Below are 24,179 nucleotides of genomic sequence, written 5' to 3' on the forward strand. Positions count from 1 at the left end.
TAAGAACCTATTTCTTTATACTTCTCTGCCAGCGGATCCACCCCATACCACAGACTTGTGACAGGATTCATGTATCTTGCGCCATAGTAGTACAGTCCAGTCTCTGCATCCATCTCCTTACCATTGAACTTATATGGCAGTTCTTCACTGCTACTATGCTCGTCAACTAACAGCTCACCGTATGGAAGGTAAGCATCATACTGTGTGATATTGGCGTGTTCGTCTGTGATGTAGGACGTACTGCCGAGGTGGTCACTGTGATAGAAGAAGGTCTCTTCTTTAGTAGTGTCGTTTGGAATATATCCATAACCAGCCTGCGGGTCATCAGGGTTTATTGGGTCGTTCCAAGAGATCGGTGCGCCTGGATTACTGCCCTGCTCATCGTTGTGCTTCGGTGTCTGTATCCAGCCATCAGGCACGCTATGATCACCCAACTCCTTGATGATAGTATTATAGCCCACGCCAGTGTTCTCTGGATCACCATAAGCACCCTTCATTGTCGGTACCCCCAGAGCAACACCGAGTTGCTTATAGTAATCCTCCTTCTGCCTCTCTATCTCGTTCATGCACTCGGCATAGTCCTTTTCACCAGCTGTTACATAGCTGCCGTTTCTGCCATAGACATTGTTGAACGATCCATTACCGATACAGATATATGAGCAAAGATAGTCCTGCATATACTTATAACGTACTGTTAATGATTATATTGCACATAGCTCAAAAAATGATAGTGGAGGTAAACCGCCACTATCAAGTTCGGTTTATGATTTTAGTTCTATTTTATTTTAAAGAGTAGCATTTCCCCTTTACCATCCTTATCTTAAATTTTCCTTTACAAGATTCTATAGTAGATATTTTGTCTGATTCGATTTTTACACTAAGACTTAAAGGTTTGTATAGAGTCTTATCCAAGGATGAAATTATCTTTATTGGCTGATTATTGTAAAAGAACAAATAGTACTCTACGGAGCTATTTCTATTTGAACATAATTCCATTTCGTACACACCTTTTCTAATTTTACAACCATTCAACTCATAAACCGTTAGACGCCGATAATTAACTGATTCTCCATTAATAAATATTAAGCTCTTTTTATATCGGCCAAAGTATTTTGGTAAATACTTTGAAAATGGAACACCTTCCACAAATAAGAATGAGTCTTTATACGCATGACCGTTAATTGACACGGTCATTACTAAAGTAGAATCATTCCGCTTATTATATTTTACATTACATGTTTTATCCAATAATATATTATTGGGTATATTATCTTGTGCAAACGTTTCTGCAAAGAACAAGCTAAGAAGAAACACTATTACAAAAAACTTACTATTCATATTGATAAACTTAGTATGTATGTTTGTATGTCTCTATTTTTCCAGCGACTTTTCTTGTCGCATTTAAATTGGCCTTCCAAAACATAGTCCTACCATAAGCAGCCGAAGATGAATATAGTACATATCCTTTATTCGAACCATATGTTGCAGGATGACTTCCTGAATGGAAATTAGAAGAGAAACTCGTATACTTTCCAGCACTATAGGCCTTAATGAGCTTTGCTGGCCACGCAGCCTTAAAATGCATAAAATCTGCAGGGCTAATTTCTACGCCAGCAGTTTTAGGCTTAGGATGATTAAAACCTCTCGCAGCAAGATCAAAGCCATCCCACCTAATTGCGCCATTAGAGTAATCCTTACCATTAGTTAAGGCATTTATTACAGCCTCCATACTGTATTCGGCATTACCTTCATAATCCGTTTTGTATCCACCATCTCTAAACCCGTAAATACCTTCCGCATAAAGTATCCTTTTTGCTTGTTTCTGTTTTATTCTGAAATAGGCAAAATGCGTAATTACATAAAAAGTGGGTTATAAGACCTATTGTTATAATCCACTCTTTGTTAGATAAAGGAAAAAGGAGAAATCGTTTCCTCTTTTCTTCAGTTTATCCCAGCAGTTGGCGTACGAGGGCTGAGATGGCGCCGCCGTCGGCTTTTCCAGCAAGGCGTTTAGTGGCAGTGCCCATCACTTTACCCATTTCTTTCATGCTGGTAGCACCCACTTCGGCGATGATAGCACGCACTTCTTTTTCCAGTTCTTCGGGCGAGAGTTGCTGCGGCAGGTATTCATCGTAAATCTTAGCTTGTGCTTCTTCAGCTTCAGCCAAATCGGGGCGGTTATTATCCATGAAGAATTTGGCTTGGTCGTGACCAGATTTTGCCATTTTGGCGATAATCTTGATTGCCTGCTCATCGGTGAGTTCTCCATTGGAGCCCGGAGCCGTTTTAGCTTCGATGAAGTTCTTTTTGATCATGCGCAGCGCCTCGGTGCGTACTTTGTCGCGCGACTTCATGGCTGTCATGATGTCTTTGCTTATTTGGTCGAATAACATAATATATAAGTATTGTAGTGTTTATAGATCTGTGAAGTCAATGGTATGTTCAGGGCGGTAGGGCTCACTGAGATCGATGGTGGTGGCCGTTTCGGGGATGACATGACTCTCAATCTGCTTGAGCTGTTCGCGTGTGCGCTTATAGGCGGGTATGGCATCGAGTTCCATCACCAGGTCTTCGTTGTCGAGGTCGTCGGTTGAGAATATATAGTTGTGTGGTATGATTTGTTTCTTCTGCCCTTTGGTCGTGCCGTAGATGCGTTCACGGCGTTCCTTTTTGCGTTCATCCATTTCGGTGAGAACACCGTTTTCAATGATTTCTGGTTGGTTGTTGTCGAAGCCAAAGCCGGAAGCAACGATGGTGACTTTTACTTTGTCGTCGAGTTCGGGATTGGTTTCAAGTCCCCATTTTGTTTCCACATCCGAACGGAATTTGTTCATAAATTCCGTTACTTCGTTGAGTTCTTCCATCTGTAGCCCCTTTGTTTCGTCGGGGTTGAAGCTGATGCACATTAAGAAGCGCGTAGCTTTGAAGATGTCGTTGTTGTTGAGAAGAGGCGAATGGAGTGCTTCATCAATAGCTTTGGTTAGTCGGTTTTGGCCGCGGCCGTATCCATTAGACATGATAGCCACTCCGCCATCGCGCAGCACCATTTCGACATCTCTAAAGTCGATGTTCTCAATGCCGTGCATGGATATCATTTCAACAATGGAGCGAACGGCCGTGGAGAGAGTTTCATCGGCCTTCTTAAAACCATTGATGACAGAGAGATCGGAATAGATATCTTTGAGCCGCTCATTATTGACAACCAACAAGGCATCAACTTCATTGGCCAGTGCATCAACACCATCTAAAGCTTTGTCGATTTGGCGCTGCATCTCGAAGAGGAAAGGAATGGTGACGATGCCGACAGTGAGGATGCCGCGTGCTCGAGCCTCACGCGCAATGATGGGCGAAGCTCCTGTGCCTGTTCCTCCGCCCATGCCTGCTGTGATAAACACCATGCGTGTGTTATCATCTAAGGTTTTCTTGATGTTTTCAAGGCTTGCTTCTGCCAGTTCACGCCCTTTTTCGGGTTTTCCGCCCGCACCAAGTCCGGGACCTAATTGTAGGCGTTCGGGAACAGGTGAGGATTCCAACGCTTTGCGATCTGTGTTACAAACAAGGAAGTTGACATCATGGATTCCTTCACGGTACATATTGGCAACGGCATTGCCTCCACCTCCACCTACGCCAATGACCTTGATGATAGAAGGGTCGTTGGCGTTTTTCAGGTTTACGATAAGTCCGTCTTTCGGCTGTTCGAGCGTTAATTCGCCGAGGAAGGACTCATTGTTTTGCAATTTTTCTATGTTATTGTTTGCTGTATCAGCCATGTATCGGATATTTATGAATGAGCGGGGCCCTAGGAAAGGGCCGGGCATGAAGCCCGGCGCTAAATGTCAGATAGAGAGAAGACGAGGCTTCTCCCTATGAGGATTGTTCTTGTTTTGTCGATATGCTCTATACGAAGCTAATAGATGCGCCTGGGTCCAAATTAGCCGATTCAGGCTCAATGGCCGTCACGCCCAAAGCCTTGGTGTTGATCTCCTTGAGAGTTTCTTTGGAGCGTTTGAAAGTAGGCGTGAGTTCTACCATTGAGATGATTTCTTCGTTGTCGAGGTCTTCGAGATTGAAGAGGTAGATGCGTGGTTTGCGACGTTGCCCAGACTTCTTTTCGTCCGTACCGTAGTACTTGTTGCGACGGTCTTCATATTCCTCCGCCTTTTCAGCTTCGTTGATACGGCGTTGCTCTTCTTCGGCGTCTATCTTCTCCTGCATACCTGGAATATCGCGCATACCGAAGCCTGTGGCCAGAATGGTGATCTTGACTTGCTTGCCGAGGGTGTCGTTGGTGGAAAGTCCCCACTTCGTTTCTACATCGTCGTGGAATTTGGACATAAACTCGTGTACCTCGTTCATTTCTTCCATCATGAGCGTGTCGCCTTCCTTTTCGGCACAGAAAGAGATGGACAAGAGTACTTTCTTTGAGTGGAAAATATCGGTGTTGTTGAGCAGTGGAGAGTTAAGTGCATTCTCAATGGCTTTCGTCACGCGGTTTTCTCCTTCGCCGAACCCAGTAGACATAATGGCGACGCCCCCATCTTTGAGCACGGTACAAACATCTCTAAAGTCGAGATTGATGATGCCGTGCATGGTGATGATTTCGGCTATCGAGCGGGCTGCTACCGAGAGGGTGTTATCGGCACGCTCAAAGGCACTCAGCACGTTGAGGTCGGGATAGATTTCGCGGAGACGTTCGTTGTTGATTACGAGTAAGGCGTCTACGTGTTTACTGATCTCATCAACGCCGTCGAGGGCTTGGTCGATTTTCTTGTTACCTTCAAAGCGGAATGGAATAGTGACGATACCCACGGTGAGTATTCCCATGTCTTTCGCCTCACGAGCAATGACAGGTGCAGCACCCGTACCTGTGCCGCCCCCCATACCAGCGGTGATGAATACCATCTTGGTGCCATCGTCGAGCATGCGGCGTATGTCTTCCACGCTCTCTTCAGCAGCTGCACGAGCACGTTCTGGACGGTTGCCTGCTCCGAGTCCTTCCTTGCCCAACTGCAAGCGCATGGGGACGGGAGAGTCGCAGAGCGCCTTACTGTCAGTGTTGCAGAGCACAAAGTTGACGTCGTGAATGCCTTCACGGTACATGTGGTTCACTGCATTGCCGCCACCGCCTCCGACACCGATAACTTTTATTATCGCAGGAGAGGTGCTGGGCAGTCCCATATCAATCAGATTATTTTCCTTGTTTTGAATATCTTCAGTCATTGTAGTCTGGTTTTAGGGAGTAACATTAGTTTTCTTTATCACTAACAAGATTGTCCATCCAATGCTTGAAGCGATTGAAGATTGCTTTGCGTTTCTCACGCTTTGCAGCTCGTTCGGCTTCAGCCTGGCGTGCTGCTTCTAGGCGTGCCTCTTCCTCTTCTTTGAGTCTGATTTGTTCTTGAAGCGCTTCTTCTTCGGCTTTTTTCTTTGCCTCGTCGAGTTTGCGCGCTTCTTCCTGTGCTTTCAGACGTTCCATCTTTTCTTTGGTGGGGAAGAGTTCGTTCTGACCTTCTCCAAGTTCTCCGCCACAGCAGTTTTCATCGCCTTTCTCAATCAAAGCAATAGCACTGTTTGCTGCTCCGTCTTTGTTGAAGTTCTTTTGTGCGTCCGATAATCGGAGCGGGATGTTGATACTCTTCACAAATGTGATATTGTCGAAGCCTGTGTATTTTGCAAAAGCCTTGTCGATATTCTTCATGTTGGAAGCTCCACCAGTCACGATGATGCCACCAATGAGCTGCGTCTTATCAAGTTTAGAGAGTTTGATTTGTTCAGCTACGTTTTCTATAATTTCTTCTTGGCGCGCCTCTACCAAGCCTGCAAACTCTTCATAGCTAACGGCGTCACCGCGCTGGAGCTTGATGGGCGTGTGTGTCTCTCCATTTTCGAGCGTAAGTGCAGATCCGAAATTGAATTTCAGTTGTTCAGCCTCGGAAAGTTCGATTTGAAGAGAAGCAATATCGCGGGTGATATTTTCTCCACCCAGCGGAATGACCGCCAAATGGCGCAGAATACCGTTCTTATAAACAGCAACGGACGTGGTTTCTGAACCCATATCAACGAAGGCACATCCCGAGAGTCGTTGTTGTTCTGTCAGCATATTTTCAGCCAATGCCAAGAAAGTGATGGGGATGTCGACAACATCGAGTCCTGCTTCGTGGAAGCACGTCTTAATATTATCACACACTTCTTTCTTCGTAACAACATTGAGGAAGTGTCCTTCGATGCTTTCAGTCTGGATGCCAACAGGTTCTAGGGTTGTTTGTGCGCCCAGCTTATATTCTTGCGTAACGGCTTCCAAGATGTCGCGTTCTGATGACTGCATCTGGAGATTTTCGTCGTGGATAGAGTCGATGATATCCTCTGTGATCATCGTCTTGTCAGAGAAATTCTTTGTAATCTTGTTGGGAACGGTGTGCATACCCATACCGCCGACGCCGACATACGTCTGATTGATCGATTTCTTCAGCGTTTCTTCAAGTTTCTTTTTGATATTGGCAATGCAGGTCTTCATTTTCATGACGTTGTTGATGCGACCTTTGCGGATGAATGCTGCCGACGGTTCCTGCGTTACGGCAAGGATTTGAATACCTCCGTCGGGTTGCTTCTTGCCTGCGATACCGGTCACTTTTGAAGAACCCAGCTCTATCGCTACGATGAAGTTGTTGTCTGTTGGCATATTTTATTGTTTTATTGTTTTCTGTTGAGGCTAAAGCGGGGCGGCTTTATTTATTGTTTTCGCGCTTTGTTCCGATGACTTGATTGGTGTGTTCGAGATTTAATCGGGAGTATTTGTTCCAACCTACTTGCGGCATCACATTCTCATAGAAAGCTTTGAGGTTGCGAAATTTGACTTCCAAACTATCACAACTCCCTAAATCAATCATCTGATTGCCCACACGTGGCACCAGTTCAACGCTGTGATCTTCCATAACGTTGATTTGTTCCACTTGGTTGTTCCAAAAAATATTGTCGCGCAGAAATTTTCCCAGCTTTACGAGGTTCTTCTTTGCGAAGTTTTTGTCGATATTTCCTGTTGCTACAGCTAAATCGGCCACGTATCCCATCGGAGCCATAGAGTAGCCGTATTCATCAATATAATAGTCCTCTCCATCATCCGCCATGATGCGGAGCAACGGCAGACGCTGGTTGATAATAAGGTTCACATGGCGATCGGGAGTTTTGTAGCAGACAGCATCCTTGATAAAAGGATTCTTTTTCAGCACATCCTCAATTTTCTTAGTGCTGATTTTATCCATCTGCTCTCCAACGGGATGTATGCGCGCCTTTTGCAGTATCCCTTCTGCCTCGCTAGCTGTAATGAAACCAGCATGAGCACTGTCGGTGATTACTACAGTGATGCCCTCACACTTTGCGCGGTTTCCGCTACTGGTGAACTTGGCGAAAGCGAAGATTAGATAGGCGGCAAGTGCCAATATGAAGAGTATTTTGAATACCGTTTTCATTGTGCTTCAGAAAGGGGTTGTCTGAGTTGTTGTGGGGCGAGGTAGCCGAGCGAGTAAAGGGCGTAGTCTTGCCGCTTCTCTTATTCTGCTGAAGTTTTTAACAGTTGTATTTCTTTTTCAGAATCTCTGTGAGTTCGGGAACATAATTGTCCACATTGCCAGCACCTAACACCACGAGGACATCGAAGTCGTGTTCGCGAACATAGTTGGGCAATTCTTCTTTGCAAACCATGTGCTTCTCCATATCTGGGCGAAGATTGTCGAAGATGAGCTGGCTTGTTACGCCAGGAATAGGTTGTTCGCGAGCAGGATAAATTTCAGTGAGCACAACCTCATCGAGCAATGACAGACTTGCTGCAAAATCTTTGTAGAAGTCACGTGTGCGAGTGAACAAATGTGGTTGGAATATCGCACTCAACTTGTGTCCGCTGAATACTTCGCGCAAACTCAGTATGCTTTGTTTGATTTCTGCGGGGTGGTGTGCATAATCGCTCAAGAATACGATGCGGTCGTTCTTCAACTTGAAGTCGAAGCGGCGATCCACTCCGCTGAATGTCAGCATTCCGCGGTGTATTTCTTCCGCCGTAGCTCCTGCAATCTGTGCCAAAGCCATGGCGGCAATGCCGTTGTCAATGTTGATGCTGACGGGAACGCCCAGTTCCACATCCTTGATGTTTTCAAATGGCGATACAAAGTCGAAGATGATACGGCCGTTACCGATGCGTAAATTCTCGGCATGGAAGTCGCCCTCTGTACGGCTATAGCTGTAAACGCGCACGCCCTTTTGAGGGTTGGCTTTCATCTTTAAATCCGTGTGCACGATGAGTGCGCCTTCGGGCTGGATAAGCTCCGTGTAGTGGCGGAAGCTTTCGAGGTAGGCTTCTTCTGTACCGTAAATGTCGAGGTGGTCAGCATCTGTTGATGTGATTACACTCGCAAAGGGACGCAAATGGTGGAAAGAACGATCGAACTCATCTGCTTCGATCACCACAAAGGGACTCTTAGGGTTGATGAGGTAGTTAGTGCCGTAGTTCTTTGTGATACCACCGAGAAAAGCGTTACATCCCACATGGCTCTCATAGAGCAGGTGAGCTGTCATGGCTGTTGTGGTGGTTTTTCCATGTGTTCCAGCCACACAGAGCCCTTTCATCTGCTTCGTCAGAGTGCCGAGCACTTGGGCGCGCTTATGTATCTCAAATCCATTCTCGCGAAACCACACAAGCTCTTTGTGTTCGGCAGGAATGGCAGGTGTGTAAACCACCAGTGTTGTTTGCGGGTCGCGACATTCGGCAGGAATGAGGTCGACATTCTCCTCGTAGTGGATTTGTGCACCCTCTTCGCGGAGCCGTTCTGTAAGTTCGGCGGGCGTTTTGTCGTAACCGCCAACGAAAATTCCATTGTGAAGGAAATAGCGCTCCAAGGCGCTCATGCCGATGCCGCCTGCACCGACGAAATATACTGATTTGATTTCTTGCATGATGATATGTGATGATTCTCGAGCGGGAGTTCCGCGAGAAACTTATTGTTGTGCTAATTTCAGAACCTCGTCGGCAATGTCGGAGGCTGCATTGGGGCGCGCCAGGAGCAGAATGTTTTTACTCAGCGTTTTCAAGCGTTCATTGTCGCTCACAGTGTTAATTGCCAGTGGCAGCAAGGTGCGCTGCGCCTCATCGTCCTTGACATAGATTGCCGCATCTTTTTGCACAAGAGCGAGCGCATTTTTTGTCTGATGGTCTTCAGAAACATTGGGCGAAGGTACGAGTATCACGGGCTTACCCAAAAGGCAGAATTCTGAGATACTTCCTGCGCCGGCACGACTGATGACCAAATCGGCAGCGGCATAAGCTGATTTCATGTCGGAAATAAAGTCCATCACTTTCAAGTTGTCTGGACACCCCGCTTTCTCTAATTCTGCGTGAATACTTTCGCTGTAGTATTTTCCAGTTTGCCAAATAAACTGGATACCAGTTTGGCGGCGGATGAGGTTTAAGTTTGTCAGAATGCTCTCGTTCACGGTGCGAGCACCGAGCGAACCGCCTACGATCAGAATCGTCTTCTTCCCAGCTTCCAATCCAAACTGCTGCAATGCGTCTTCCTTAGACATGCTCTTGTCGAGCAAGTTCTGGCGCACAGGATTCCCTGTAAACATGATTTTGTCAGCAGGGAAGAATCGCTCCATACCATCGTAAGCCACACAAATCTTTTTGGCTTTTTTCGCCAAGAGCTTATTGGTCACTCCCGCATAAGAGTTTTGCTCCTGCAAGAGGGTGGGGATGCCTGCTTTTGCAGCCATGTTGAGTGTAGGACCGCTAGCATATCCGCCTACGCCTACAGCCACTTGCGGCTGAAAGTCCTTGATGATTTGCTTCGCCATGCGCTGGCTCTTCATGATTTTCAGTAGTACACTGATGTTTTTCAACAGGTGTTTGCGGTCGAAACCTGCGATGGGCAATCCTTTTATCTCGTAACCAGCAGCTGGAACACGTTGCATCTCCATTCGTCCTTCTGCACCTACAAAAAGGATTTTGGCATCGGGGCGCTTCTCTCGGATGGCGTTGGCAATAGAGACTGCGGGAAAGATGTGTCCTCCCGTGCCGCCACCGCTGATAATAACTCTTAATTCATCCATTTTAAGCATTCTATATATTATCTTGCAAATGTAACGTATGAGAGGCGAAAAACAAAACAAATGCTGCTTTTTTATTAATGTGTATGTGGCAGTTGTAAAATGGTATTTGCAAGTGGGGTAGAGACTTGTTTTTGCTGCCCAAAGACAAAAGAGGTGTTTTATTGTCTAAAAAGGAACTAAAAATGAAGCTATATATGTAAAAAAATAAGTCTGTTAGTTCTTGTGCTAAATCTGACTTTTATATACTCGAAAAGCCTTTTTCTGTTGATCGTTTTTTTAGAGGTATAGTGTGTTTTGCTTATGGAGGAAAGATGTAAGTGTGTACCTTTGACTCTTTATCTTTTAGCTGTTTTAAGGCGGAATAAAGGTGCTGGGAAATACAATAAGGCTATCGGCTGACATCCTTATTGCGTCAGTTGATAGCCTTATTGTGCCAGCTGACATCCTTATGCGAGCAACGGTGGTGCTAAGGCTGTCGGCTTATGGTTTTGGAAAGTAAATGTTTGTTTGCAGCGTATTGAAAGTTAACTCAGAGAGGTGGGTTGGAGCTGTTATATCATTCGGTGTTTCTTCAGTTCTGTGACTGTTTGGAGCAATTCTTCGTACCACTCCTTGCCGAAGCGAAGAATGAGCGGTTCTTTCAAGAATTCGTAAACACGAAGTCTTAACTCTCGCCCCTTACGGCGAGCAGGTTCGCAAACGCTCCAGCGGTGGTAGTTCAGTCCGATGGTGTTCGCGCCTAAATATTTTTCGCGAATGGGATATAGATAGCAAGAAATGGGTTTGCTCCATTGTGTGCGCCCTTGGCGGAAAGCACGATCCGTCGTGCAGAAACAACAGCCATTTTCGTGGCAGGTGAAAACACAATCCTTGCCATTGACGATGGAAGTGACCAAATCTCCATCTTGATCAACATACGCTACGCCTTGTTCGCGAATCACTTCGCGCGCCTTCTCCGTTAGTTCGTTTTCCACCTCTGGTAATACATTTTCCAGTTCGCCCACTTCCTCTTCTGTGAGTGGCGCACCAGAATCGCCCTCTACGCAGCAGATACCCTTACAAGCATCGAGATCGCAACAAAAATATTCGGTGATAATATCGGGAGAAAGAACAACGTTTCCTACTTGGATAATGTGAAGCATTTTTACCAATTTATGGGAGTTATATTGTGTTGGATGAGATAGTCGTTACAGAGCGAAAAATGGTGGTTGCCGAAGAAGCCACGATACGCCGAGAGAGGCGAAGGATGCGCACTCGTTAGAACCAGATGGCGCTGGCGATCGACAATTGCTCCTTTGTGTTGAGCGTAACTACCCCACAAGAGGAACACCAAGTTCTCGCGTTCATCGGAAAGCAGACGCACAACTGCATCTGTAAAAGTTTCCCAGCCTTGCCCAGCATGACTGGCTGCTTGGTGAGCACGCACCGTTAGCGTGGAGTTGAGGAGCAAAACGCCTTGTTCGGCCCAACGGCGCAGACTTCCCGTGGCGGGAGCTGGACGATGCAGGTCGCCTTCGATTTCTTTGAAGATATTTTGCAGCGAAGGCGGCCACTGTACGCCATCGGCCACACTGAAACACAGTCCTTCAGCCTGTCCTTCTTCATGATAGGGGTCTTGGCCGAGAATCACTACCTTCACCTTGTCGAAAGGGCAAAGGTTGAAGGCGTTGAATATCTGATTACCAGGAGGGTAGCACGGCCCTGTGGCGTACTCTTTGCGAACAAACTGGGTGAGCCGACTAAAATAGGGCGCATCAAATTCACTTTGGAGTTTTTCTCCCCAAGAGGGGGCTATCTTTACTTGCATACACTCTTTTATTGGCGAAGGTACAATTTTGTTTCTATATTTGCTGTAACAGCTGGTATGTTTTGTTTTGTTGGTTGAGAGGCCTTTTTGCTCACTTAAGGTGATAATCTATTGTCTTCTTTACGGAAAATACTACCTTTGCAGCTGTACTCTTGAAAATCAATAGAAATAAAAAATATCTATACAAAACATTTATGAAGAAGTTATTACTCTTATCGTTGGCTATGATGCTGGCGCTTTCTTCTCAAGCTATCCGCCCGCGCCACATGGCGTTTCCTTACGCGCAAAGTGATGGCACTAGCTTGATGGCTTACAAGCATGGTGATGGTTTTTATGCCTTCTCCACTTCTTTGGACGATTTGGTGCTTGTGCCCAATGCTTCTGGTGATCTCTGTTATGCTGTTCTCTTGGATGGCAAACTCGTGGCGTCTTCTATGATTGCTCACGAAGAAGGAGCTCGCACGGAAGCCGAGAAGCAGTTTATCGCTGCTCACCCTCTTACTCTGGCTGAAGCTGCTGAGGCAACAACTCCCGTGAGGCATCATGAGAATGAACCACGCAGGATAATTGGTGTTTCTACCAGTGATGGTCTGGGCAAATTTGGGCAGAGCGGCACTGGCGGTGTGAATAGTATTGGTAAATACACCATTCCTGTTATCATGGCGCAGTATCCCGACTTGAAATTCCAGCCTACAACGACCATCGAGAAGATGACTCGCTACTTCAATGAAAAGGGATATAAGGAAGAAGCACAGTGTAAGGGCTCTGCTCGTGACTACTTTCTGAGTCAGAGCAACGGTATGTTCGACCCAACATTTGAGGTTGTAGCCATTGTGACCGTTCCCCAAAGCTATAAATTCTATGGGAGCAACTCCGCACGAGGTGGCGATCAGAACGTCCCTCAGTTTGTAGCAGATGCTGTGGCAGCTGCTAAAGCAGCAGGCGTTGACTTCTCTAAATATATGGTAAATGGGTCTGTACCCCTTGTGAGCGTTCTTTATGCAGGTCCAGGTGAGGCTACAGAAGGCGGTAATGGTGCCGACTATATTTGGCCGCAAGAGTTCGATATCAATAAGAACATGAGCGGTTTCCATTTCAATTCTTATTTCGTGGGTAATGAGCTTGACCACAACCGCACCTTGATGGGTATGGGTGTGTTCTGCCACGAATTTGGTCATGCACTGGGTTTGCCCGACTTCTATGCAACCAACGGAAGCTATAGTCACGACGATGCTTTCGGTGCGTGGTCTATCATGGACGGTGGCGCTTTCGTTAATGGCGGACGTGCTCCTGAAGGCTACACGGCTTACGAACGTAGCGTTATGGGTTGGCTCAAAATCAAAGAACTGACCGATCCGCAGGATGTTACCCTTGACTCCTATGACACTGAGGACGGACAGCAGGCCGTGCTGATTCGCAATAGTAGCAAAGAATATTTCATCTTGGAGAACCGTCAGCCTGGAACGTGGTATCCTGCTAATCAGGGAAGCGGTTTGTTGCTAACGCGCATTGCTTATAATGCACAAGAGTGGAACTGGAATATTCCCAACAATGTGCAGACCAAAAAGCGCGCAATGGTGGTGACGGCTAACGGTGAGAAACTTTACTATAATGCTAATCAAGCTAACCTCTACGGAAATGGTGTGAACGAGATTAAGTCGTTCCCGCTTTTCGATGGTTCAAAACTGGGAACAAAACCTGTTACCAGTATTACGAAAGTGGGAAAACAGATCAAGTTTAGCTTTATGGCTGATTTGGATACTATCTACTCTGAACCTTTCGCTAAAGACCTGGGCAAATTCACGGTTCAAGATGTAAGTTTGTCGGAAGGTGTCACTAAGGTGTGGCGATTCCAATCCTACTATGGTGCAAAGGGTTCGGCGCATGTGGGTAGTAAGAACTATGCGGCTGAGAGCTGGCTCCTTTCTCCTGTGATCGACTTGAAGTATTGCCAGAATGCAAAACTCTTCTTCAAACACTCTACAAAGCTCTTCGGCGGAAGCAATGACCAAATCACGCTTTGGGTGCGTGAAAACGAAAGCGACACTTGGAAGCAAGTGACCGATATTACTTATCCCACCTCAGATTGGAGTTTTATCGATGCCGCTCCGCTGGGTGTTTCTCTGGCTGAGTACGACGGCAAAACCGTACAACTCGGTTTCAAATACAGCAGTACCGATCAGGCTGCTCCCACATGGAATATCAAGAACCTCTTGCTTACAGGAAAGAACACTACGCCTACAAGCGTCCAGACAGTGCCAAATATGGTTCCTTCCACGCGTGTGGTGTACGATCTCCAAGGTCGCCGCGTTGAGAATCCCACTAAGGGCCTCTATATCGTGAACGGCAAGAAAGTTCTCTTCTAAGTTTTAACGGGTTATTCCGTAACAGAACATTTGTTTATAAAGGCTGCCGCCTACTCTTCAACAGAGTGCGGTAGCCTTTTCTTTTGCTCCGGTCTTATCTGTTGTCTTAGCGCGCAACTCCTGGCAAGAGTCTTTGAAACTTTTCTCTATCGGGAAAAACGCATAAAGTGTGCTTCTTCATAAATATCCTTATTGTGTTTTCAGCTACAATAAGCCTGTCAGCTGACAGAATAAGGTTATCAGCCAGCAGCCTTATTGTAGCTGAATGCGCAATAAGAAAACTAAAATAGTGAGAGTACACTCCTTTCCCTATGTTTTGTTTTTTTGTTGTCACGTCGTAACGTTGCCACAATTGTAAGGTAACTAATTGAACGAGTATGTGTTGTGCGTGTGACGACGGTGTGATAACAAAAGATGAGACAGATTTTGTTGTTACGCCCATAAATATTTGTTTATCAATATGTTTTATATTCTGTGACAACGTGACAACAAAAAACTAAGTTTTATCAGATAGGAGAGGAGAAGAGAACTCCCTCCACGGCTTGTAGAGCAACACCGTTTTCGGCATGTTCTGTAGAGTTATTTCTCTCTCTCGTGTTCCAAAGTGGGTGGAGTTGTCGTTTTTTACTTAAAAAACTGAGCAGATAATTTTCTATTTTACTTCCTTATTTTGTAATAATTTGTTACCGAAACGTAGGTTTTTGTTCGTTCATACCTCAAGTCGCTAAACCTGTTGAGCATCGGGGTGTTCTTCTACTTTTTGCTATATTTAAGGTGTGGTTCAGAAAAATAGCACTAATTTTGCGCCCGAAAAAAATAAATAGCGCAACATGTCAGACCCCAAAAACTTAGTTATCGTTGAGTCTCCCGCAAAAGCAAAGACCATAGAACGCTTTCTCGGCAAGGACTTTAAGGTGATGTCCAGCTTTGGACACATTCGCGATTTGAAGAAGAAAAATTTCGGAGTTGACTTAAAAAGTTTCGAGCCACAATACGAAATCCCTGCTGATAAGAAAAACGTTGTTAAAGAGCTTCGCGCCCAAGCCAAAAAAGCTGAAACCATCTGGCTTGCATCCGATGAGGACCGCGAAGGAGAGGCCATCAGTTGGCACTTGGCAGAGATTCTGAAACTTGACCCTAAGAGTGCAAATCGAATTGTATTCCACGAAATCACCAAGTCTGCCATACTCAACGCTCTCGAACATCCGCGCCACGTTGATCTCAACCTTGTTGATGCTCAGCAAGCGCGCCGCGTGCTCGACCGCTTGGTAGGTTTCAAACTTTCTCCCGTCCTTTGGCGAAAAGTGCGTCCGAATCTTTCTGCAGGTCGTGTGCAGAGTGTGGCCGTTCGCCTAATTGTGGAGCGCGAGCGTGAGATACAAAATTTTGAGAGTCACGCCAGTTATGCTGTTAGTGCTTTGTTTGAGCTACCCAATGGAGCAGCACTGAAAGCAATGCTTCGCAGTCATTTCACGACGAAAGAAGAGGCGCGTGCTTTCTTGGAGAGCTGCAAAACAGCCGAATTCCATATTGACAGCGTCACCACCCGTCCCACAAAGCGCACACCGGCTCCTCCTTTCACCACTTCAACGTTGCAACAGGAGGCAGCGCGCAAACTTGGATTCCCCGTTGCGCAAACGATGCGCGTGGCACAAGGTCTCTACGAACGCGGTCTTATCACCTATATGCGTACCGACTCTATGAATCTGAGCGACTTATGTTTGAACACTTGCGGCCCAGTGATTGAGAAGATGGCGGGGAAAGAGTACCACAAACGCCGCACTTATCATACCAGTGCTAAGGGAGCGCAGGAAGCCCATGAGGCAATTCGCCCTACACACATGGACAGCGAGGAAATCACGGGTACTGCTCAAGAGAAGCGTCTCTATAGCCTTATTTGGAAACGTACTATTGCGTGCCAAATGGCCGATGCAGAGCTGGAGAAGACAACCGTCGAAATCAGTATTAGCACCAATGCTGACGAACGTTTTGTTTCGACAGGAGAGGTTGTGAAGTTTGATGGTTTCCTCCGCGTTTATCGTGAGAGCCACGACGAAGAAAATAATGAAGAAGAGGAAAAGCTGCTCCCGAAAATGAGTGAAGGCGACGTGCTGAAACGCCAAGAAATTGTTGCGCAAGAGCGTTTCACTTCTGCTCCGCTTCGCTATAATGAAGCATCCCTCGTACACAAACTCGAAGAACTTGGTATTGGGCGTCCCTCTACCTATGCTCCGACAATTTCCACCATACAGCAACGCGAATATGTTGCCAGAGGCGATAAGGCAGGCGAAAAGCGAAAAGTGAATGTGCTCAAACTGAAAGATAATCGCATCAGCGAATCGAATCCGCAAGAAACGTTCGGCTCTGAAAAGAAGAAGCTCATTCCAACAGATATGGGTCTTGTTGTGAACGATTTTCTTACAGAGTTCTTCCCTGAAATTATGGACTATAACTTTACAGCCAAAGTGGAAAAAGATTTCGACCATGTGGCTGAAGGAAAGGAGAACTGGCATGAACTGATGCGCAACTTCTACGCCAGCTTTGAACCGCAAGTGGAGAAGATTCTCAATGAGAAAACAGAGCATAAAGTGGGCGAACGAGAACTCGGCATTGATCCCACAACGGGAAAAACAATCAGCGTGAAAATTGGTCGTTTCGGCCCAATGGTTCAGTTGGGCACGGCGGACGAAAGCGAGAAACCTCTCTTTGCATCTCTCCATGCCGACCAAAGCATAGAGACAATTACGCTCGAAGAGGCATTGGACCTCTTCAAGCTTCCGCGCACTTTGGGCGAGTTTGAGGATAGTCCCGTCGTTGTGAATACGGGTCGCTTCGGACCTTATGTGCTTCATAACAAAAAATTCTCTTCCATTCCCGCGGGAGAAGATCCTCTCAATGTCACCCTGGAGCGCGCCATCGAAATCATACAAGAGAAGCGCGCAGAGGAAGCAAAACGCCACATCCTGACGTTTGAAGCAGAAGGCATCGAGGTCTTGAACGGGCGGTTCGGTCCTTTTATCAAGTATGAGGGTAAGAACTATAAAATCCCCAAGGCGCAACACGAAACAGCTGCTAAACTAACGCTGGAAGATTGTAAGAAAATCATCGAAGCCGAAAGCAGCAAGCCTGCAAAAACCACCTCTCGCCGTACGCGTCGATGAAAGCCATCATTCTCATTGGCTATATGTGTGTCGGGAAGACCACAATAGGCAAAGAATTAGCCAAACGCCGTGGGCAGATGTTCTACGACCTTGATTGGTATATCGAAGAACGCTTCCGCAAACGTGTTCCCCAGATTTTCGCTGAAGAGGGTGAGGAAGCGTTCCGCAAGAAAGAGCGCAATATGCTCCACGAAGTGGCCGAATTTGAGAACGTCGTAGTGAGTTGTGGAGGCGGAACACCTTGTTTCTTCGATAACATCGACTACATGAACCAAGCAGCAGAGGTGATCTATCTCAAAGCCTCTCCCGAAACCATCCTTTCCCATCTAAAAATCAGCAAAGGGAAGCGACCCTTACTGGAAGGAATGAGTCCCGAGGAGCTGCAAACGTTTGTGACAGATCAAATACAGGCACGTGAGGATTTCTACCTCCGTGCTCGCCACGTGGTTGATGTAGATGTGCTCGACTCGGCCGAAAAGATCAACCGCTTGGTGGAACTCATAGAAACAGAAATCAAATAAGAACAAAACATACTATACTCTACCGAAAGAATGAAGAAATGGAGAATTGAAGACTCGGAAGAGCTCTACGGCATCAAAGGCTGGGGAGTGAGTTACTTCGGAATCAACGATAAAGGTCACGCCTATGTTTCACCACGTAAGAACGATGTGAAAATCGACTTAAAGGAAGTGGTCGACGATTTGAATGAGCGCGATATTACAGCTCCTGTTCTCTTGCGTTTTCCTGACATTTTGGATAATCGTATTGAGAAAACGTCCGAATGCTTTAATATCGCTGCAAAGGAGTACAACTTCCAAGCTGAACACTTTATCATTTTCCCCATTAAGGTGAATCAGATGCGCCCTGTTGTGGAGGAGATTATCAGCCACGGCAAGAAGTACAACCTCGGATTGGAGGCAGGTTCAAAGCCGGAACTTCACGCTGTAGTAGCCACTAATATGGACTCCGATAGTCTCATTATTTGCAACGGCCATAAGGACCAAAACTACATTGAGTTGGCTCTGTTGGCTCAAAAGATGGGAAAGCGTATCTTTCTTGTTATTGAGAAATTGCCCGAATTGGAAATTATCGCTAAAACAGCCCAGAAGTTGGGCGTTCGCCCCAATATCGGTATCCGCATCAAGTTGGCTTCCAGCGGTGCGGGTAAGTGGGAAGAAAGCGGAGGCGATGCTTCTAAGTTTGGCCTCTCTTCTGCTGAATTGCTCGAAGCACTCGAATTGCTCGATAAGATGGAGATGCGCGACTGCTTGAAACTTATCCATTTCCACATCGGTAGTCAGATTACGAAGATACGCCGCATCTCTACAGCTTTGCGTGAGGCTTCTCAATTCTACGTACAGTTGCGCAATTTGGGCTTCGACATACAGTTTGTGGATTGCGGTGGCGGTCTCGGAGTAGACTATGACGGGACGCGTTCGTCCAATTCTGAGAGTTCGGTGAACTATTCTATTCAAGAATATGTTAATGACTGCGTCTACACCTTTGTGGATGCTGCCAATAAGAATAATATCCCTCATCCCAATCTTATTACAGAAGGCGGACGCAGCTTGACAGCGCATCACAGTGTGCTCATTCTCGACGTGCTTGAAAGCGTACACCCAACGATGATGTCTGATGATTTTGAAATTTCTGAATCGGATCATCAGCTCGTTAAGGACTTAAATGAGATTTGGGAAAAGCTGTCGCCTCGCTCCATGCTGGAAGATTGGCACGATGCGGAGGACATTCGCGAAGAAGCTCTTGATCTCTTCCGAATGGGTATGATAGATCTCAAGACGCGCGCGCAGATTGAGAGCATCTATTGGAGTATCACCAATGAGGTGGCCGAACTCGTTCACCATCAGAAGCATGTTCCCGATGAGCTTCGCGATATTGATAAGCGCATTGCAGACAAATATTTCTGCAACTTCTCTCTCTTCCAGTCGATGCCCGACAGTTGGGCGCTGGATCAAATCTTCCCCATTATGCCCATTGATCGCCTCGATGAGCGTCCCTCGCGCAACGCCACCCTTCAGGACATCACCTGCGACTCAGATGGAAAAGTGGGCACTTACGTTAACAACGGCCACCAAAAAACCTATCTGCCGCTCCACGCTATCCGCAATGGTGAGCACTACTATATAGGCGTGTTCCTCGTGGGAGCTTATCAGGAAATATTGGGTAATATGCACAATCTCTTCGGCGATACCAATGCCGTTCATATCAGTGTTAATGATGACAGTTATACCATTGATAAAACCATTGACGGAGAAACAGTGGCCGATGTGTTGGAGTATGTGCAATACGACCCCAAGCGCCTCGTTCGCCGCTTAGAGAGTTGGGTGAGCAAGGCTGTTGCTGAAGAAAAAATCACTACGGAAGAAGGCAAAGAGTTTATCTCCAACTATCGTGCAGGCCTCTATGGCTACACCTATTTGGAATAATTTCTTTCATCTTTATACTCATATCGGCGAACAGAGTCAGCAAAGAATTCTGTTCGCCGCTTTTGTTTATTCTAACAAAGGAATCACACTTTAATTTCATTATCTATAAATATATTATCTTTGCGCCCATTCTATTTTGCAAACATATAATAAGCAACAAATATGGAAAATAATGAAAAAACATTGTGGAAGATAGTGAAAGGATACTTCAATGCATTGCCCGATAAGGCGGAAGAAGCCAAAACGATAGAGCAAATCAGTAGTGGAGTTACCTTTCATGGCGCCAATCTTTGGGTATTGGTCTTTGCCGTCTTCATAGCTTCTTTAGGACTGAATGTGAACTCCACCGCAGTAATCATTGGTGCGATGCTTATCTCTCCCCTGATGGGTCCCATTGTTGGAATGGGATTAGGAATCGGTATTAGTGATTTGGCTCTGCTGAAGCGGTCAATCAAGAATTATCTTGTGGCGACAGGCATTAGCGTATTGACCGCCACACTCTATTTTCTTATAACACCACTCACTGAGGCGCAGTCGGAACTCTTGGCGCGCACATCGCCAACGCTCTACGACGTGCTGATAGCTCTTTGTGGTGGTGCAGCAGGTATCTTAGCGCTCTCAACGCGCGGCAGCGGGAATGTCATTCCAGGCGTGGCAATTGCAACAGCCCTTATGCCACCTCTCTGCACAGCAGGTTACGGACTTGCTATGGGCGAACCGAGTTTCTTCTTCGGGGCGTTTTATCTCTATTTTATCAACACTGTTTTCATTACCTTGACCACATTTGTTGGCGTGCGTATGTTGCGTTTCAAGCAAAAACAATTCATTGATGCAGCACGTATGGTCACTGTGAAGCGCTACATCATCGGAATCGTGGTACTCACAATGCTTCCCGCAGCTTATATGACTGTACAGATTATCCGACAAAGCGTGTTGGAAAACAATAGTAACCGTTTTGTTCGCAACGAACTCGCTTTCAAAGGTACACAGATTATCTCTCAACAGTTTGATACTAAACACAAGACGCTAAACATTGTTGCGGTAGGTAAAATTATTTCAAAAGAGGAAATAGCTAAAGCAGAAAAGATGCTGGAATCCTATAATCTCGAAGACTATAAGCTGCATATCATTCAAGGTTTGCAATCAGATAGTTTGCTTCTTGCAAATCAGCAATATAGTTATTCTTCAGGTAATACGCAAGCCAGTCAGCAAAAACTCATAGAGCAAGTTGCACAACTTGGAGAGCTAGAGCAACAACTCAACGCCTACCAACAATATGCTACACTCACCAAAGAGGTTCACACCGAACTCAAAGCTGTGTGCCCCTCAGCAAAGAGTATCAGTATCTCTCGTGTAACGGAAGCGAAGACTGATACCGCTGCCAGTCAAGAATATGTTATGGCCGTGGTGAATTGTCCGCGCGCTCTTAGCTCTCCAGATCGTCAGCGATTGCAAGAATGGCTAAAAGTACGAACTAAAGTAGATAGTTTGCGCGTCATAGTAACCTCCTTTTAGTTTTTTGCTTTGCTAAATCCTAAAAGAGCTTCCCTCTGTGAATGAACAAGGGAAGCTCTTTCTTTTGGTATGTTCGTGACTTCTGCTAAGGGGGCAAAAGAGCTTGCTTTATACTGATAATCTACTCAAAAATAATCATATTGCTCAACTGAAGGAAATAATCATTTGACCAGATATTTAGCGCGCTCGGTTGACGAACAAAAGGTAGAACATCGCTTTTGACTTGGTTTATATCGGCTGTAGATAGGCGTTCTTTTAGCTGTTCAAGAAAGGATTCTCTATTGATTGCTTTCTGATTAAACTGAAGTACACGTTCTTGCAAATGTGTGAAATTAAGAGGAACATTGTGGCGAACATACCATTCGAAGTCGTACCAGTCACGCCCTTTAACGCGGTTCTTCCAAACGCGATAAACCAAGGCGTGCATTTTCCCCGCAAACAAGTCTGGAAGAGTAAAGCAACGCGCCAAAAAAGATTCAGGCAGAAGGAGCAGTTTTTGTTCTGTGCGAAACTTCAAAGGCGGTTGAATGTCTACTTCAATTTTTATCTTGACCGACTTTTCTGTCTGAAAAGTGATGTCGTAAACGTCCGTATTATCTTTTAAGAAAGCAGACTCTACCTTTCCAAAGTGCTTTTTATCTTTCTTCTTTATTTCAACATCTCTGCCCACCATTGCAAATTCGTCAATGACAGGTTGGAAGTATTGTGAGAAATTGAAATCGGCATTTGGAGCAAGGAGGGAGAAGTCCATATCTTCCGAAAAACGCTGTAAGCCGTGGAAAATGCGGAGACAGGTGCCGCCATAGAAAGCTGCCACATCAAAGAATCCTCCGTGGTATAAACCTGCGAGAATGATTTGTTGATTCACTTCAAACACGGCATTGCGCTTTTGCTGTTCTGTCGACTGGTCGTAAGCCGTTAGCATCTGATTGTAAATATCGTTCATCGCTTCAAGTAATTTATAAGTGTTTGGACTGACTTCGCCTTTTTCCCGACTTCTACATATCTTTCAAAAATGCTTCTGTCCATATTGCGGAAATCTTCCATGTCCATTCGTATGTCTTCTTCTATGTATGTTTCAACATCCTTGAAGTATCTCAGATTTACCAGTGGCGAATGTGCGATCAGGTCGCAGAGAGCCTTTTCGGGAGTGGCCATTTTGAAAGCATAGTTTTGCTTATTGATAGAGGTTACTCCTATGTGGAAAGCGTCACGACTCATCGCGAAGTAATCAAAACGCCCAATAGGTGTGTCGAATATTCGAGAGTGCTTGATAGTCATTGACTGTGTCGTGTAAACTTCCTCTGGTATCAACCCATAATATCTTAATGCGGAAGACATCGACACATAAGATGGCGAATAGAGATGATTAGCAATCAATTCTGTTGAAAGTGCCACCCGCGATTCGGCTGGGGCAACAACATAGAGCCCTTTCTTGAGTCGGATGATTTTACCTCCTAACTCAAGATTGCGTACTTTCTGATTTCCTGCCTTCACCTCTGAAAACATTGAAGCGATCGTGGCAGTGCTTACAGGGATATTGCCAATTTGTTCTATGTTTGTAATCATAGTGCAAAAGTAGTCAAAATTTGAACAGCAAACTAATTATTTATTGTTTTTCTGTTCTGAATTTGACTGTTTTTCTTTGAAAAGCTATGCACGATGATGGATGTTTCAATCAGTGGGAGAGTATGAAAAAGTAGGGAGAAAGGAGTTTAGAAGAGCAAGATTAGTGGCAGCGTAAATACAATAAGGTTGTCAGCCAGCGTAATAAGGAAGCCAGCTGACAGCCTTATTCTGTCAGTCGACAGCCTTATTGTATTTGCGGGTAGGCGGAAGGAAGGAGGAAATGGTGTGGAGGTGTACTTCTCCTGTAGTTTGATTGTGTGTCGTCACGTCGTCACGTTGTCACGCTCGATGGTTAAAGTGTTGAAATCGTTTGTGTTATGTGTGTGACAACGTGGTGACAACAAAAATGAGAAAGAAAAGTTGTTGTCACGCATTTAAGATGTTGGTTGTCAGAAGGTTTTGTTTATCTGTGACAACGTGACAATGAAATAACGTTTTTTATAGGGAGTGAAATAGAAGTATTGGTTTCGTGTATGCAGAAGTTAGAAGAGCGTGGGTTCGTCTTCGGGTAGTAGTTTGTAGCTTCGGCGGTGGTAGGGAGAGCAGCCATGGCGGCGAATTCCTTCGCGATGTAGGGCTGTGGGGTAGCCGGCATTGTGATCCCAACCATAGAAGGGGAACTCTTCGTGGAGTTTCTGCATGTAGTCGTCGCGGTAAGTTTTGGCCAAGATAGAGGCGGCTGCTATCGACTCGTATTTCGCATCGCCTTTGACGATGGTTTGGTGTGGCGTAGTGCCGTAGGGGAAAAATTTGTTGCCGTCAACAATGATAAATTCAGGACGTACCTGTAGTTGATCCAAGGCGCGGTGCATAGCCAGAATAGAAGCCTGGAGGATGTTGATACGGTCGATTTCCTGCGGTGTGACAATGCCAATGGCCCAAGCTATTGCGTCGCGCTCTATTTCTTCACGCAATCGGTAGCGCTTGTGGGCGGAGAGCTGCTTAGAATCGTTGAGTCCTTCATAGTGATAGTCCTCGGGGAGAATCACTGCCGCGGCATAAACGCTACCCGCCAGACACCCGCGACCAGCTTCGTCGCAACCGGCCTCGAGAGGATATGTGCTGAAATGAGAAGCAAGCATGGATTTTGTTTTTCAAAAGAAACCGCGAACCAAGAGGGTACGAAAGAATTGTACCTATTGGTCGCGGAAGATCTGTGGAT

At 45.9% G+C, this 24,179-nt stretch carries 19 protein-coding genes and 1 pseudogene; 5 read left to right on the top strand and 15 right to left on the bottom strand.

Going from position 1 to position 24,179, the window contains the following annotated elements; translation table 11 throughout:
- The 12 genes and pseudogenes from ABLA33_RS04570 to ung all read right to left on the bottom strand — a co-directional run.
- A pseudogene (locus ABLA33_RS04570) lies at positions 1-647 on the bottom strand (RHS repeat-associated core domain-containing protein); the annotation flags it as partial.
- Between the two features lie 133 nt (positions 648-780).
- Entirely contained in the window at positions 781-1,338 is a 558-nt protein-coding gene (locus ABLA33_RS04575) for a hypothetical protein (RefSeq protein ID WP_347719418.1), read from the bottom strand.
- A 10-nt stretch (positions 1,339-1,348) separates the two neighbouring features.
- A complete protein-coding gene (locus ABLA33_RS04580; RefSeq protein WP_347719419.1) occupies positions 1,349-1,729 on the bottom strand; it encodes a hypothetical protein in 381 nt (126 codons plus the stop codon).
- Between the two features lie 217 nt (positions 1,730-1,946).
- A complete protein-coding gene (locus ABLA33_RS04585) occupies positions 1,947-2,396 on the bottom strand; it encodes a GatB/YqeY domain-containing protein (protein WP_040597791.1) in 450 nt (149 codons plus the stop codon).
- Positions 2,397-2,414: 18 nt separating this feature from the next.
- Positions 2,415-3,770: a cell division protein FtsZ gene (gene ftsZ, locus ABLA33_RS04590; protein WP_347719420.1), complete on the bottom strand. Its 1,356-nt coding sequence runs from the start codon at positions 3,768-3,770 to the stop codon at positions 2,415-2,417.
- Positions 3,771-3,897: 127 nt separating this feature from the next.
- Positions 3,898-5,220 carry a cell division protein FtsZ gene (gene ftsZ, locus ABLA33_RS04595; RefSeq protein ID WP_311490773.1) on the bottom strand — a complete coding sequence of 441 codons (1,323 nt, stop codon included), beginning with the start codon at positions 5,218-5,220 and terminating at the stop codon, positions 3,898-3,900.
- A 25-nt stretch (positions 5,221-5,245) separates the two neighbouring features.
- Positions 5,246-6,679: a cell division protein FtsA gene (gene ftsA, locus ABLA33_RS04600; protein ID WP_347719421.1), complete on the bottom strand. Its 1,434-nt coding sequence runs from the start codon at positions 6,677-6,679 to the stop codon at positions 5,246-5,248.
- A 46-nt stretch (positions 6,680-6,725) separates the two neighbouring features.
- A complete protein-coding gene (locus tag ABLA33_RS04605) occupies positions 6,726-7,466 on the bottom strand; it encodes a cell division protein (protein ID WP_347719422.1) in 741 nt (246 codons plus the stop codon).
- Between the two features lie 97 nt (positions 7,467-7,563).
- Positions 7,564-8,949 carry a Mur ligase family protein gene (locus tag ABLA33_RS04610; protein WP_347719442.1) on the bottom strand — a complete coding sequence of 462 codons (1,386 nt, stop codon included), beginning with the start codon at positions 8,947-8,949 and terminating at the stop codon, positions 7,564-7,566.
- Positions 8,950-8,985: 36 nt separating this feature from the next.
- Positions 8,986-10,095 carry an undecaprenyldiphospho-muramoylpentapeptide beta-N-acetylglucosaminyltransferase gene (gene murG, locus ABLA33_RS04615; RefSeq protein WP_311490770.1) on the bottom strand — a complete coding sequence of 370 codons (1,110 nt, stop codon included), beginning with the start codon at positions 10,093-10,095 and terminating at the stop codon, positions 8,986-8,988.
- A 551-nt stretch (positions 10,096-10,646) separates the two neighbouring features.
- Complete coding sequence (locus ABLA33_RS04620; RefSeq protein WP_347719423.1) at positions 10,647-11,237, bottom strand: DUF3109 family protein; 591 nt, start codon at positions 11,235-11,237, stop codon at positions 10,647-10,649.
- 2 nt (positions 11,238-11,239) lie between these two features.
- Positions 11,240-11,902, bottom strand: a complete 663-nt coding sequence (gene ung / locus ABLA33_RS04625; RefSeq protein ID WP_347719424.1) for a uracil-DNA glycosylase — start codon at positions 11,900-11,902, stop codon at positions 11,240-11,242.
- 194 nt (positions 11,903-12,096) lie between these two features.
- Here ung and ABLA33_RS04630 point away from each other — a divergent pair, with 194 nt between their 5' ends.
- From ABLA33_RS04630 to ABLA33_RS04650, 5 genes are all read left to right on the top strand, one after another.
- Positions 12,097-14,268, top strand: a complete 2,172-nt coding sequence (locus ABLA33_RS04630; protein WP_347719425.1) for a M6 family metalloprotease domain-containing protein — start codon at positions 12,097-12,099, stop codon at positions 14,266-14,268.
- An 830-nt stretch (positions 14,269-15,098) separates the two neighbouring features.
- The gene (gene topA / locus ABLA33_RS04635; protein ID WP_347719426.1) at positions 15,099-17,429 is read left to right on the top strand and encodes a type I DNA topoisomerase; all 2,331 of its coding nucleotides are present in this window, start codon (positions 15,099-15,101) and stop codon (positions 17,427-17,429) included.
- Positions 17,426-17,950 carry a shikimate kinase gene (locus ABLA33_RS04640; RefSeq protein ID WP_347719427.1) on the top strand — a complete coding sequence of 175 codons (525 nt, stop codon included), beginning with the start codon at positions 17,426-17,428 and terminating at the stop codon, positions 17,948-17,950. Before topA ends, ABLA33_RS04640 begins: the two co-directional genes overlap by 4 nt.
- 30 nt (positions 17,951-17,980) lie before the next feature.
- Positions 17,981-19,873 (top strand): biosynthetic arginine decarboxylase, encoded by a 1,893-nt coding sequence (gene speA / locus ABLA33_RS04645; protein WP_311490764.1) that lies wholly within the window; start codon positions 17,981-17,983, stop codon positions 19,871-19,873.
- 162 nt (positions 19,874-20,035) lie between these two features.
- Positions 20,036-21,388 carry a TIGR00341 family protein gene (locus ABLA33_RS04650; protein ID WP_347719428.1) on the top strand — a complete coding sequence of 451 codons (1,353 nt, stop codon included), beginning with the start codon at positions 20,036-20,038 and terminating at the stop codon, positions 21,386-21,388.
- A 121-nt stretch (positions 21,389-21,509) separates the two neighbouring features.
- On the opposite strand, the gene ABLA33_RS04655 is transcribed toward ABLA33_RS04650, so the two are convergent.
- The 3 genes from ABLA33_RS04655 to ABLA33_RS04665 all read right to left on the bottom strand — a co-directional run bounded on the left by ABLA33_RS04655 (position 21,510) and on the right by ABLA33_RS04665 (position 24,099).
- Positions 21,510-22,334 (bottom strand): nucleotidyl transferase AbiEii/AbiGii toxin family protein, encoded by an 825-nt coding sequence (locus tag ABLA33_RS04655; protein WP_347719429.1) that lies wholly within the window; start codon positions 22,332-22,334, stop codon positions 21,510-21,512.
- A complete protein-coding gene (locus tag ABLA33_RS04660) occupies positions 22,331-22,957 on the bottom strand; it encodes a hypothetical protein (protein ID WP_347719430.1) in 627 nt (208 codons plus the stop codon). The genes ABLA33_RS04655 and ABLA33_RS04660 overlap by 4 nt, the downstream gene beginning before the upstream one ends.
- Positions 22,958-23,499: 542 nt before the next feature.
- The gene (locus tag ABLA33_RS04665) at positions 23,500-24,099 is read right to left on the bottom strand and encodes a ribonuclease HII (RefSeq protein WP_347719431.1); all 600 of its coding nucleotides are present in this window, start codon (positions 24,097-24,099) and stop codon (positions 23,500-23,502) included.
- Between the last annotated feature and the right edge of the window lie 80 nt (positions 24,100-24,179).

This window comes from uncultured Alloprevotella sp. (genome assembly GCF_963536905.1).
Lineage (GTDB): Bacteria > Bacteroidota > Bacteroidia > Bacteroidales > Bacteroidaceae > Alloprevotella.

What these genes read in the sequence shown, in the direction of transcription:
- ABLA33_RS04575 (WP_347719418.1), bottom strand. Translation starts at nt 1,338, where the DNA reads ATGAATAGTAAGTTTTTTGTAATAGTGTTTCTTCTTAGCTTGTTCTTT.
- ABLA33_RS04580 (WP_347719419.1), bottom strand. Translation starts at nt 1,729, where the DNA reads ATGGAGGCTGTAATAAATGCCTTAACTAATGGTAAGGATTACTCTAAT.
- ftsZ (WP_347719420.1), bottom strand. Translation starts at nt 3,770, where the DNA reads ATGGCTGATACAGCAAACAATAACATAGAAAAATTGCAAAACAATGAG.
- ftsZ (WP_311490773.1), bottom strand. Translation starts at nt 5,220, where the DNA reads ATGACTGAAGATATTCAAAACAAGGAAAATAATCTGATTGATATGGGA.
- ftsA (WP_347719421.1), bottom strand. Translation starts at nt 6,679, where the DNA reads ATGCCAACAGACAACAACTTCATCGTAGCGATAGAGCTGGGTTCTTCA.
- ABLA33_RS04605 (WP_347719422.1), bottom strand. Translation starts at nt 7,466, where the DNA reads ATGAAAACGGTATTCAAAATACTCTTCATATTGGCACTTGCCGCCTAT.
- murG (WP_311490770.1), bottom strand. Translation starts at nt 10,095, where the DNA reads ATGGATGAATTAAGAGTTATTATCAGCGGTGGCGGCACGGGAGGACAC.
- ABLA33_RS04620 (WP_347719423.1), bottom strand. Translation starts at nt 11,237, where the DNA reads ATGCTTCACATTATCCAAGTAGGAAACGTTGTTCTTTCTCCCGATATT.
- ung (WP_347719424.1), bottom strand. Translation starts at nt 11,902, where the DNA reads ATGCAAGTAAAGATAGCCCCCTCTTGGGGAGAAAAACTCCAAAGTGAA.
- ABLA33_RS04630 (WP_347719425.1), top strand. Translation starts at nt 12,097, where the DNA reads ATGAAGAAGTTATTACTCTTATCGTTGGCTATGATGCTGGCGCTTTCT.
- topA (WP_347719426.1), top strand. Translation starts at nt 15,099, where the DNA reads ATGTCAGACCCCAAAAACTTAGTTATCGTTGAGTCTCCCGCAAAAGCA.
- ABLA33_RS04640 (WP_347719427.1), top strand. Translation starts at nt 17,426, where the DNA reads ATGAAAGCCATCATTCTCATTGGCTATATGTGTGTCGGGAAGACCACA.
- speA (WP_311490764.1), top strand. Translation starts at nt 17,981, where the DNA reads ATGAAGAAATGGAGAATTGAAGACTCGGAAGAGCTCTACGGCATCAAA.
- ABLA33_RS04650 (WP_347719428.1), top strand. Translation starts at nt 20,036, where the DNA reads ATGGAAAATAATGAAAAAACATTGTGGAAGATAGTGAAAGGATACTTC.
- ABLA33_RS04655 (WP_347719429.1), bottom strand. Translation starts at nt 22,334, where the DNA reads ATGAACGATATTTACAATCAGATGCTAACGGCTTACGACCAGTCGACA.
- ABLA33_RS04660 (WP_347719430.1), bottom strand. Translation starts at nt 22,957, where the DNA reads ATGATTACAAACATAGAACAAATTGGCAATATCCCTGTAAGCACTGCC.
- ABLA33_RS04665 (WP_347719431.1), bottom strand. Translation starts at nt 24,099, where the DNA reads ATGCTTGCTTCTCATTTCAGCACATATCCTCTCGAGGCCGGTTGCGAC.